8 protein-coding genes are annotated in these 10,029 nt (G+C 57.8%); 1 reads left to right on the plus strand and 7 read right to left on the minus strand.

Features of this window, described 5'->3' with window-relative positions; all coding sequences use genetic code 11:
- Positions 1-671 precede the first annotated feature (671 nt).
- From ACODTB_RS22845 to ACODTB_RS22865, 5 genes are read right to left on the minus strand one after another with little or no spacing between them, the layout of a single operon-like run.
- Positions 672-1,634: an HAD domain-containing protein gene (locus ACODTB_RS22845; protein ID WP_488929777.1), complete on the minus strand. Its 963-nt coding sequence runs from the start codon at positions 1,632-1,634 to the stop codon at positions 672-674.
- 38 nt (positions 1,635-1,672) lie between these two features.
- Positions 1,673-3,511 (minus strand): TniQ family protein, encoded by a 1,839-nt coding sequence (locus ACODTB_RS22850; protein ID WP_488929778.1) that lies wholly within the window; start codon positions 3,509-3,511, stop codon positions 1,673-1,675.
- Positions 3,508-4,479, minus strand: coding sequence for a TniB family NTP-binding protein (locus tag ACODTB_RS22855; protein WP_488929779.1), 972 nt, complete (start codon positions 4,477-4,479; stop codon positions 3,508-3,510). Before ACODTB_RS22855 ends, ACODTB_RS22850 begins: the two co-directional genes overlap by 4 nt.
- On the minus strand, positions 4,476-6,503 hold the full coding sequence (locus ACODTB_RS22860) for a hypothetical protein (RefSeq protein ID WP_488929780.1): 2,028 nt from the start codon (positions 6,501-6,503) through the stop codon (positions 4,476-4,478). The genes ACODTB_RS22855 and ACODTB_RS22860 overlap by 4 nt, the downstream gene beginning before the upstream one ends.
- Entirely contained in the window at positions 6,500-7,318 is an 819-nt protein-coding gene (locus tag ACODTB_RS22865) for a hypothetical protein (RefSeq protein ID WP_488929781.1), read from the minus strand. The genes ACODTB_RS22860 and ACODTB_RS22865 overlap by 4 nt, the downstream gene beginning before the upstream one ends.
- A 162-nt stretch (positions 7,319-7,480) precedes the next feature.
- Here ACODTB_RS22865 and ACODTB_RS22870 point away from each other — a divergent pair, with 162 nt between their 5' ends.
- Positions 7,481-8,419: an IS481 family transposase gene (locus ACODTB_RS22870; RefSeq protein ID WP_488929782.1), complete on the plus strand. Its 939-nt coding sequence runs from the start codon at positions 7,481-7,483 to the stop codon at positions 8,417-8,419.
- Positions 8,420-8,844: 425 nt separating this feature from the next.
- On the opposite strand, the gene ACODTB_RS22875 is transcribed toward ACODTB_RS22870, so the two are convergent.
- Both ACODTB_RS22875 and ACODTB_RS22880 read right to left on the minus strand, forming a co-directional pair.
- Entirely contained in the window at positions 8,845-9,501 is a 657-nt protein-coding gene (locus ACODTB_RS22875) for a DUF6988 family protein (RefSeq protein WP_488929783.1), read from the minus strand.
- Positions 9,502-9,504: 3 nt separating this feature from the next.
- Positions 9,505-10,002 carry a hypothetical protein gene (locus ACODTB_RS22880; protein WP_488929784.1) on the minus strand — a complete coding sequence of 166 codons (498 nt, stop codon included), beginning with the start codon at positions 10,000-10,002 and terminating at the stop codon, positions 9,505-9,507.
- Positions 10,003-10,029: the final 27 nt, after the last annotated feature.

Consider the following 10,029-nt stretch of genomic DNA (forward strand, 5'->3'; position numbering starts at 1 on the left):
GAGAAAAGGCAGCAACACGAGCTGCCGAAGTTTCAGGTCACAGGCGGGGAATCACACTAATTTGCTGCCGCGAATCACACTACTGAACGGTACGTGAATCGCACTACTAAGCGGCCCGCCAGTACGGGTGCGCACTCGAAACATGGAGAACTCCAAGTGAATGCGCAGATTGTTGATGCTTTGGGATTCATTTCTTCGCTCCACCTGTGCTGGGGGGTGTCCGCGCGTCGCACTAATAAGCGGCACAGGAAGTGACGCTTCCGCAGTCTGAACACCGCCAAGTTCAGCGCTCATCTTCGTCACCGTGGATGCTCGGCAATACCTTTGCGACGGCATACAGCATCCGGATGCGCCCAGACTGAGCGCCGCGTCGGAGACAAAAAGGATGGCTTTGCAGGTCATCGGCCAACCCTCCGGGTCACAAGCGATGGCACTCGATTCCAGCGGTCGTCGTCAAAGAATATCGTCGGTGACCCGTTGGCCATGCGCCGGCGCTTTGAATCCGGCCGTGTTCATCTTGCTGTGAACTTGGTACCTTCTTGTCGACGCCAATGGCTGCTGCAAGCGAGCTGCTCTCAGGTGAGCACTATGGAAATTATTTTGAAAAATATAATTATTGGGACTGACAATAATTTCTGTAACGGCGCGGCCGGAAGCTTCCTCCTGGCCTCCTACGCGTCACTGTTCTTCGCGTGAATACGTTCGAGTAGCGCCTTGACGGTCTGCACCGTTCCAGGCGCGCTGAGACCCAGTCGCATGTCCGTGATAACCACGTTCGCTCTCACCTCTGGGGACCAGCCCTCATCGACATCGTCGAGCGCCATCCACGCGTAGGGGCATCGGCGAAGCACATCTTCGATGACTTGTTGGCCTCTCGTCTTGGCGATATGCGCGGCACGGTCCATGCGACTATGAAAGGTGGCGCCGACTACCCTCGCGCGGAGTCCTGGGGGCAACCTCTTGGCGCTGCCGTAGCAGCCGTACGTTCGTACCCAGGCGGTGCTCAACACGATGCGCATTTGAGGATAGGGACTCAAGAGCTCCTCCAAGAGAGCAGCGTGCTCGAAAAGGCGGAACCCCGGGGGGCCGGCGTATGCGCCACGACTCGGATGCCAGAGCACGTTTTCATGGTGAAGAACGCCGTCATAGTCCAAGTAGAGAATGGTTTCGCCGAAGCCACGAGGTAGCTTTGTGCGAGAGCTCGCTTGTGTGTGGGGTTTTGTTTGCCAAAGCCAGGACTCGACGGCGTTCTGAACCTTGAGGTCTGACAGTCCGAGGTGCGGCTCGCACAGCACAAGATTGAGCTTGCCTGACGTGAACTCGCGTGCGTCATCGTCAAGAACAAGATGGCTCGTCAGGAGCGCTTTGTTTGACTGGAGCACCGACTCAATCGCATTCTCTCGGCGCAGACGTGGTGCGCTACCGATGAGCGCTGCCCCCAATGGGCCCAGCAGGCCTCGAAGCTCTTGGTCTGTGTATTCGTAACGCCACGAGGAATGCACGACCACCCGCACATCGTCGTATTGCTCGAGCATCTTGACCAGAATGGGTAGCCAGCAGAAATGACCTCCTTGCAGATTGGCGTTTTCCACGGGGTGAAGAACTCCATCGAAATCAATGAACAGAAGGCGCATGTCGTCCTCGGGTGATAGTGAGCAGTGGACAGCTTCAGTCAGGCCGCACCGCGAACGAGGCCCGGTTGCAGTGCGGCCGTCGCCAGGTCGGCCAAACGCACAAGCCCACCTCGCATGGCTCCGCTTGGCAGAGGTTTGCCACCGAAAACTTCCACCGTGCCGAGCCTCTCAAGCAGCTCGGATGGGCGAGCGTCGATTGAATGAGCGAGACTGCTCAAGGTCACATAGGTTTGGCTGAACCTGACCAGATGCTCCGGCATCACAACTTGGCAAGGCTGCCCGCGAAGGACGGCTGGGACAGACTCGAGAAGTCCTTCTTTCACCCAATGACTGATGGACTCCCACTTCCAGCCGGTGGCCTCGGAGAGCGCTTGGATGGTGAGTCCTGCTTCTGTGGACCTGGAGGAGAAGAACGTCCGCACGTCGGACTCGAGAAATTCAAAGTCGCCTACCGTTTCAGCGACATTGAGCGGCCGAATGTCACCACTGGCGATGGCCGCGAAAAGACGCGCCATGGACTGTTTGTCGCCCAGTCGACGAATCTGCAGTTCATTGATGCGAACCCGAGCGTCATCATCTGACGCATCTCGTCGAGCGCCGTCTTTCAGCAATGAGAGCAATCGCTCGATGGAGGCGACTTCAATCGGCGAGCCACGTCGAATGTCCGAACGCGCGGAACCGTCGGAGACGACCAGGCCGGCTTGGACAAGCTCCTTGAACACGTGTTCGGGTACGCCCGCACGTTCGCGTGCGGCGCTCTCTTTAATCCAGCCCTTACGAGCGAGGAGGACGCGCTCTACTTCGGCCACGGGCATTTCTCGAGCTTCGCCTCGGTTCGCATAAGGCCGTTTGATGCATTCGACTTCCCCAGCCTCAACGGCCTTCCTCAAGGTAGTCCAATGCACGCCGATGCGAGCTGCGGCATCGGGAAGCATCAGATGCGAGCGACGACGGCCGGCTAACCCGGACACATGGTCTAGGGCCAACACGCCAGAAAAGTCATTTACCGCAACGTTGTGGACGAGCTCAAGGAACACATTTAGCGGACCTTCAGAAGCTACCTCTTTGATGCGCAAGTACCATCTTCCCAATCGCGTGTTCAGTGTGCGCCCACCTTGAGGGGACAAGTCGATGCGCTCGCGGATGTGGTCTTCAAATCCACGAGGCCATTGAGTAAGGAGTTGCTCGAGCGGCCGCAAGAACTCAATGGCCTCCAGAATCGCTTTGGGTGCAGCCGCGTTCTCGCGGGTCACCGTGAACGACGGGTCATAAAGCTGGCAAAAGGTGCGCACCAAAATGGCGAACAACTCAACCGGAACGTTCTGCAAGTCAGGAAGTCCTGATATGCCGCTGACGCTTCCGGACGCGATGACCGAGGACACCCAAAGCTGAGTGTGCGTGGCCGGTATCGTCTGACTCTCGAGCAGGTTGTGACCGCACGCGCATACTTCCAGGCGCTCGCGCTGGTCAGACAAGCGCGTTCCGCATGCATCGCACCTGTCAACGAGCAGGGTCTTGTGTTTCGGACACGCGACCATGTACACATGCTCCCAACTTTGCCGGAGATGGGTGGACTCTTTCAGGCAGTGCGGGCAAATGGCATCGAATCCGGTTCGACGCAGGCCGCGCCAGCTCAACGTGAGCTCCTCGCGTGCACTTGCCATTTGGCATGCGGCGCTTTCGATGCCCAGCATCCTCGACACGTGTTCAGGATGATTGAAGAGTCCGCTGCGTGAGCCAGAAACTTCGCTGAGCTTTGCCAGCTCCTTCCAGCCGAACATGCCGTTGGCGGCCGACAACCGCCGGTAGAACTGAAGTCCCCCCTCGTCCTTCAGAGGGGAAAACGTCGTGATGAGTTTCGTTTCGTGGAGGCTCACTTTTTCGCGCCTCCGCGAGTTTTGCGAGTGTCGGCTCGCGATTCCTCCAACACGAAGATGTGGCTGGCGTTCATGTTGACATCCGCAATGGTTTCTGCGGAGAACGCGGGGAAGTCCTTGTTGCTCGCAGCTTCAATCCGCGAGGCTGCTGCTGCACAGTCCTCGAAGGAAATGTCGCGGTTCTCGCGGCTCTTGATATCGAATGCCAGGCGGGCCATGAACTTGGTCACAATGCCAATCAAGCCACCGGACAAGAGATAGGTGTTGCGCACCAAGGCCTCATGGTCAAAGAGAAAGCGGCTGCCGGCCTCTTCAAACATCGTCACGTATGCGCGCGTGCAGGCGACGAACTGTCTCCGCTCAGCGATGTCTTCCCATGAGTAGGGGTTAAAGCGCATGACTGCCCCGGACCTGAGTCTCAGCTGCTCGTTACTTTTGAGCAGCGACTCCAAGCGTGGGACGCCGAGAAGCACTACGCTGATGTCCAGTGCGTCGAGCAACTGTTTGAACCAGTCCCCTGCCGCTCGAGGCGACATTCGGGTTCCGACATCGACGATTTGGCTGGCTTCGTCAAAAAGAATCACGCGGGTGCCTGCCGTTTTCAACTGGCGAGCCATGCGTTCATACATCAACGCTGTACTGGCCATGGATGCAGGTACGGGGGCCTTCAATGCAACAAGCACGCTGCGAGGCAGAACGCGGGGAGAGGCCGGCGATGGCGTTCGAACTTTCAAGACGGGTACTTGTCGAATTCCGTCCTTAGCGCTCTCCGGGTAGTTCCGAACGAGGGCATCGGCGAGCATGGATTTGCCGACACGCGAGGGTCCCACGACCATGTCGCAGGATGGCGGATTGCCTTCCAAGGCGTCCTGAATGCGCATGTGCAGCTCATTCATGTGTTCTTCAAAATATGCGTGCGGAAGTTCACGCGACTGGATTGCCATGCGAAGGGCGGCGGCTTGACTCATATCAGTGCTCCTGTGTTGCGATTGCGTGGCGACAATTCGTCCACGTCATCCCATGTAGCCATGGAGTTGTTTAAGGCCGGCGTTTTAGGTTTAGAAGGCAACAGCGGCGTTTTAGATGCACGCGCAACAGCCTCCCTGTGCTTGGCCTTTTGGACGACTTCACGCTTCTCACGGCGACCAGGAGACTTCTTCGACTTGTTGGCAGCGCTAGACGAGCGCATGGACCGGTCATAAACCGACTCAGTAAACGAAGCACTTCTGGCGGACTCGGGGTTCGCAGCTTTGATTTCGGCGCTGTGCTCCTTTGCGTACTCAAACGAGTAGGCGGGCGAAAACTCGTTGGCTGATTCGTTGGTCAGTTCAACCAGCTCGGTGCTGTCCACGACATACACGCGCCGGTAGTCTTCTGGGTCAAACAGAACATCCACAGGCTCTTGCCCGAAGCGCTCGAGCAGGGACTCAAGGTTGTAGCCCTTGAAGTCGTAGGTTTCGTAGGTGATGCCAGACTTGATGCTTAGCTTGCGGCGGACTGCGTTGTATTTGGTGCGAATCCATGCGCCTTTGTTTGGCGGCATAGGCAGTGCGTGCCCCAACCGCTCAACGATGTTTTCGTATCGTTGGCGCGGGGTGACACCGAGCTTGCGTTCCTCACACACCTCTTCATCTACAAATCGTTCAAGAACGGTGTCGGCCCACTTTTCGTAGTACCACCGTGCAATCCAGCGTTCCAGCTCCTCAAATGTCATGAGGTCATCGCCCAGGGCAACCGGGTCGCGTTGACCGTCCAGGCCATTCAGGCGGGTGCATCCTGGGAGCAGTTCGAGCGCTTCCTTCAGGGAACGATTGAGACGTTCTATGAAAGGCTTTTCCTGAGGGTTGCGCGCCTTGCAATAGCGGACGTCCACCCCCAACTGCGTGAGCCTTCGAATCCGGTCACCGCGCGTTTCAGCTCCGTTGTCCAAGACCAGTAGCGCCGGTGTTCCATAGAGGTCAATAGCGTCATCAATATCAAGGTACTTGAATGAAGGTCCTTTTGAGAAGAGGCTGGATTCGATACATCGAAGGCCGTCGGACTCGTTGAGGGTCCCAATCTTCAGGTGCCAGCCCGTCACGATGCTGCTACCGCAATCAATGGCATGCGCAAGGTTGACGTCTGAGCACACACCATCTGGTGTCCTGATGACGAATGGCAGGTGCAATGTGTCCTGCTCGACGCGTTGCAGCAAACCGTCCACCTGGATGCGCATGCTGGCGACCGAAGCCTTGGCGGCCCGGTCCTTAGCCAGATGGCGCTGGACCTCCGGCATGGAATTCAGTCGGGTGACGATGATTTTTCGGACGAACTTCTGGCTGAGCGATGCTTTCGCGGAAAGCAACTCGCGCTGAATGGCAGTGCGTCGGCACAGGTCTGTCAGCGCTTTAAGGTTCCACTTCGAATGTTGCTCGCAATAGTGTTCCTCGCCCAATGTACAAATGAGCTCGATGAGCGCTGGAGAGTAGCGTTCTGACCGATTGCCCCGGACATGGTTTGGCATGAGCAAGGGAGCATTGCACCTGTCGCGCTCAAGAAGCCGGTAGACGGTTGCGGATGACGGAAAGAGCCAGTCTGGGTAGTCACTTTTGAACAGCTCGCGAACAACAGGGTACGCGGCGTAGGCGCTGACTCGATGGCGCCTGCAGTACTCATTCAGTTCACGAACGATGCGGGTGGCCCGCTCAAGCGCTGTCAGGTAATTTTCTTGTGCGAGGCCTCGCGACTTGTGGCGCGTGCCTTGATGCTTGCACGTCGCAGCGTCACTGCGGTCGAAGAAGGTTGTCAGAGCGGGACTCCCTGCTCGGTGCACTTCCAAATTGCCGGCGGAGATTCGATTGCGGAGCTCTTCATAGGGAATCCATCGGTCCGTGTGGGCGTCGGTTTCTAGTACCCGGATGCGTCCCATGGTCGGCGTGGAGCTCGTGACCGCCATCGTCACGTTCTGTGTTCTGGGGTCGACGAGCTTGTCGCCCAGGCTCAATTGATTCATTGCGCAAGCCTCCTCACCATTTGCAGGTGGCTCAGGTCTCCGAATGCGGGAGCAGTCGGCGTTGCAAAGCAAAGTGGCTGCTCAACAACGTCTGCCTCCAGGTGACCTGAGACAAGGAGTAGTGGTGCCATGCGAGCGTCGAGCGCAAGTCCGCTCAAGAACTCGCCCATGGTCTTTGCCCCAGCGGCATGCAGGTCGTGAATGCGTTGGGAGATTTCGGGCTCTGGCCAGATGTCTCGACGCATGCTTGCCTGGTGTAGCAACGGCAGGTTGGTGCGCAATGGATGCCGCCAACTGCTGGGTGTGACCAGCTTCAGAAACTCCATGCCGTGGCTGAACAACACCTTGCGGGCAAGCTGCAATTTGCGTTGGTACTCCTCGTCTCCTGGGAACCGGTCAAGCTTGACCTCCACCGCGACCTTTGTTCCAGAAACCCAGGTCGCCCCAAAATCTGGGGTGTAGAAGGCGGCCTTGCCTCCATGTCGCTTTGCGCGAGCGCGCAAGTCGTCCTTCTCTTCGTCATTGCGTGCGATGGCGCCCATAGTGAGCTCGACCGCAAATGGCTGCGGACTGTATGAGCCGACCTCGGGGTCGAGGTTGAAGAGGTGGGCGACCATGCGTTCGCTTTCGCTTTCAAGAGCGATGCCACCCTCAGCCTTCATCCCATAAGTGAGCAAGGTGGACTTGCCATAGGCGTGGGAGACCTTTCTCGAGCCTCGGTCGAAGCCCTTGAGGCCACCGCGCTTTCCGTAGGTCGGCGCCCTCATGACGTCGTGCGCCGCTGTGGGGCGAGGTGAATTGCGGCCGTCAAACAAGGCCGAACAATAAAAGCAGAATTCATGGGTTGGTTCCTCAAGAAATGGACAGGTAGATTTCCTGCCCAGGTCTAGCTGTGATGTTTCAATAGGTTGTTCACCCGACGGCATCTGGGAGACTGGAGTTACCAGGCTTCAGCACTCACAGAGGAAACCCGTCGGATGAACAGCCACAAGAATGCCAGATTGACGTTTGAAGGACGCAAATTGCTCATCGAGCGCATCGCCGTCATGGGGCTGATGCCAGCGGCCGAGGCCGCTGGCATCAGCGTTCGGACTGCCCGCAAGTGGCGCCGTCGCTTCGAAGCTGGCGGACTCGATGCCCTAATGGACAGCAGCTCCCGGCCTGCCAAGACGCGCAGCACCATCGATGAGGCGCTGGGCCAGCGCATCGAGCAGCTGCGACGCAGCCGCATGCCCATGCACCGCATCGCCGCTGTGGTCGGGCGCAGCGTGGCCACCATCAGCCGCTGGCTGGCCAGGCTGGGCCTCTCCAGCCTGAAAGCGTTGCAGCCAGCTGTGCCCGTGGTTCGCTACGAACACGACACGCCCGGGGCCATGCTGCACATGGACACCAAGAAGCTCGGGCGCATCGAGCGCCCCAGCCACCGCGTCACCGGCAACCGCCGCGACTCGGTCGATGGCGCAGGCTGGGAGTTCGCCCACGTGGCCATCGATGACCACAGCCGGGTGGGCTTCGTGCAGATGCATGCCGATGAGCGCAAGGGCTCGGCGGTGGACTTCCTGCAGGCTGCCGTCGCTCACTACGCGGCGCTGGGGGTGCGCATCGAGCGCTTGCTGACCGACAACGGTGCGGCCTATCGTTCGCGTCTGTTCGCCAAGACCTGCCAGGCTCTTGGCATCAAACACTGCTTCACCAAGCCCTACCATCCGCAGACCAATGGCAAGGCCGAGCGATTCATCCAGACCTGCCTGCGCGAATGGGCTTACGGCAGAACCTGGAACCACAGCACCGAGCGCACCGCCTGGCTGCCATCCTTCCTGAGCTACTACAACACCCGCAGGCCTCACTCGGCACTCGGTCACCGCCCTCCGGCTTCCCGCCTCGGGGGGAACAACCTATTGCAACTCAACATCTAGCGAACTGCCCCGGAAAACGGTGTTTTAGCCCGCTTTAGATGACCAAAGTGAAGGCGGATAGCGATGAGCAGGCGACAAAAATGACGCCGTAACAGAATCCCGAGGTCTGAAGGATAAAAAGGCGCTCGCACCCAACGCCTTTGAACCTTGGACACGGCGGTCATTCGACTTCGCTTGGCCAGAGGTGTGCACTTGCTGTCTCGAAAACAGCTGATAAACAGGGTGTGCGTCCGCCGCCGGTACCGTTCATCGAATTTTCCCATTCCAACCTCCAGTCTGCACAAATTGCATCGGGAGGCGGAAGTTATTGCAATTCAAATCAATCGAGAATTTGTATTTTTGAATTTACGAAATAAACCGGATTGATTTTCTTAATTTTAGATGAGATAGCCCCAGGCCATTTTAGATGGCTATTTTTCAAAAATCTAAACTGGCTTATTTGTAGGGTGAAAGCAGTCGGCAAACTCGTCAACCAGCTCTCGCCAATGGAGTTGATGCTCGCGAATACCGGTCGTGATGCAGAGAAGCTGAGCCGCCATCATGAAGATGCCGTTCGAGTTGCACAGTGCGTCGAAAACCAGCTTCGGCGGATAGCCGGTGACGAACTTCGACAACGGGTGGATGCCGCCATGGGTGAAGCTGTTTAGGGCCTTCCAGGTGACTTCTTTGTATTCCTGGAGCTGAGTCACGATGTGCGCTAGCGCTTCTGGAACTCCTTCCAGGCGCTTGAGCATCTCACTCAGCATGGGAAGGTCATCTCCCCTGCGCGCGGTCTCTATGGTCAGCGGCATAGACAGTTTCTCGACCTGTGCCTCGGAAGCCGCGTACATCAACCAGAAAGCCCGTACCAGGCTCTCGAATTGAGGCCTCAGCAGCGCCATACCTGAGGCCTCCATATCGTTCTGCACCAGGAGCAGTGCAGCTGTCGCATGTTCCATCGACAGAAGGGCCGATTGAAAAGCGAGTTCGAAGTGCAGTTCGGGGTACGGGTCGAACGATTCCGCAAGTTCCATCACGGCTTCATGCAGCGCAACGCTGCGGGCCAGCGAGTTTTCCAACTTGTCAGGGGTGATGTGCGTCACGGGCTAGTCTTCGAATTCTGGCGGGGCATCTGGCCAATCCCTGTGAACCTTGAGGCGGTTGCCTTGCACGTCATCTTGCACGGCGCGCGCGGCTCTCGTGAAAACTTTGCCAGTTTGGAAGCACTGAAGTGTCACTACTTGCTGGTCTGGCGTGATGTCGGTGACCACCAGCCACTCACCCTCCCGGCCATGAAGCTCGTCGTCGACCTCCACCGTCCCCCAGGTCATAGGAATCAGCGGCCGCTGAAACTTGGGGCGCGCTTTAGAGGCGAAGTGCTGGCGCTCAAGACGAAACTGCCGAAGCTTCTCTTGCAAGTCATAGGAGTCGTGCGAAGTTAGCTGGCCGGTGTCAGCGCATATCGAGCTGATGGACGCCTTGGACCACCTAGCTTCATTGTGCATTCTCATGCCTTCGTGCACGTCTCTGCTCCAAAGCGAATCGACCTCCTCCTCAAGGTGCAGGGTCTCGCTTCCACAAGTTTCCAAAAATTCCTTTGACATACAGGGTCCTTTTCCCAAGTTGAAGGA

The organism is Hydrogenophaga sp. FG152, from assembly GCF_057809615.1.

Coding starts and splice junctions, on each gene's coding strand:
- ACODTB_RS22845 (WP_488929777.1), bottom strand. CDS start 1,634: ATGCGCCTTCTGTTCATTGATTTCGATGGAGTTCTTCACCCCGTGGAA.
- ACODTB_RS22860 (WP_488929780.1), bottom strand. CDS start 6,503: ATGAATCAATTGAGCCTGGGCGACAAGCTCGTCGACCCCAGAACACAG.
- ACODTB_RS22880 (WP_488929784.1), bottom strand. CDS start 10,002: ATGTCAAAGGAATTTTTGGAAACTTGTGGAAGCGAGACCCTGCACCTT.
- ACODTB_RS22855 (WP_488929779.1), bottom strand. CDS start 4,479: ATGAGTCAAGCCGCCGCCCTTCGCATGGCAATCCAGTCGCGTGAACTT.
- ACODTB_RS22870 (WP_488929782.1), top strand. CDS start 7,481: ATGAACAGCCACAAGAATGCCAGATTGACGTTTGAAGGACGCAAATTG.